The 1,100-nt window shown below is 68.4% G+C and carries 1 protein-coding gene and 1 pseudogene; both read right to left on the reverse strand.

Annotated features, from left to right (window positions below; all coding sequences use genetic code 11):
- A pseudogene (locus BM297_RS21290) lies at positions 1-167 on the reverse strand (2-oxopent-4-enoate hydratase); the annotation flags it as partial.
- Complete coding sequence (locus BM297_RS21295) at positions 164-1,027, reverse strand: alpha/beta fold hydrolase (protein WP_092435836.1); 864 nt, start codon at positions 1,025-1,027, stop codon at positions 164-166. The gene BM297_RS21295 and the pseudogene BM297_RS21290, both read right to left, overlap by 4 nt.
- Positions 1,028-1,100 lie beyond the last annotated feature (73 nt).

The raw sequence follows: 1,100 nt of genomic DNA on the forward strand, positions 1-1,100 counted from the left end.
ATGATGCGCTCGCCGGCGGCCAGACGGCGCTCGAGCATGCGCAGGGAGATCTGGTAGGCGTCGTCGATGGTCAGGTCGTAGCGGCTGGTCAGCGGTGCCACGGTCTCGCGGCTCAGCATGGACTGGTAGAGCTCGTCGCCGAGCTGTTGGATCAGTTCTTGGTTCATGCGCATTTTTCCTGTTGGGTGGCGGCATCGGCCTCGGCGAGGAAGTCCTCGACCAGACGGGCGAAACGACCGGCGTGTTCGATCTGGGTCCAGTGGCCGCACTGGCCGAAGACGTGCAGCTGGCTGCGCGGCAGCCACTGGGCGAGGGTCAGCGAGGCTTCCAGCGGGATGATCTGGTCCTCGCGACCGTGGATGACCAGCGCCTCGTGGGGCAGGGCGCGGATGCCGGCCTCGTCGCTGGCCAGGTCGTCGACGCCGTGCTGGCGCGGCGGCGGGAACATGGCGGCGAACGACTCCTGGAAGCCCGGGCGGATGCTGGCCTGGTAGCGCAGCTCGGCCAGTTCGTCGTTGACCAGATTGCGGTCGTAGGCGAACAGGTCGAGCAGTCGGCGCATGTTGGCCAGCGACGGGGTGTAGCCCCAGGCGGTCTCCAGTCCCTGGGTGATCGGGAAGGACACGCCGACGCTGCCCATCAGCACCAGCCGGCGCACCCGCTCGGGGTGGCGGATGGCCAGGGCCAGCGCCAGGCCGCCGCCGAACGAGTTGCCGACGATGTCGGCCTGGGCGATGCCGAGGGCGTCGAGCACGCCGATGGCATGCTCGACCCAGCGCTGCTGGCTGTACTGCGCATCGGCCGGACGCTCGCTGTAGCCGAAGCCGAGCATGTCCGGGGCGATCACCCGACGGTGCTGCGCCAGCTGCGGGATGATCCCGCGCCAGTTGGCCCAGGCGCTGACGCCGGGGCCGGAGCCGTGGATCAGCAGGACCGGAAAGCCTTCGCCCTGGTCATGCAGGTTGGTACGGTAGCCGGCGGCGATGATCTCGCGGCCGATTTCCGGGCTCTGTACGGGCTGGTTCATGCTTGCCTCACAGCTTCACGCAGATGTTCTTCAGTTCGGTGTAGAACTCCAGCGAGTGCACCCCGCCTTCGCG

Source organism: Geopseudomonas sagittaria (assembly GCF_900115715.1).
Taxonomy (GTDB): Bacteria; Pseudomonadota; Gammaproteobacteria; order Pseudomonadales; family Pseudomonadaceae; genus Geopseudomonas; species Geopseudomonas sagittaria.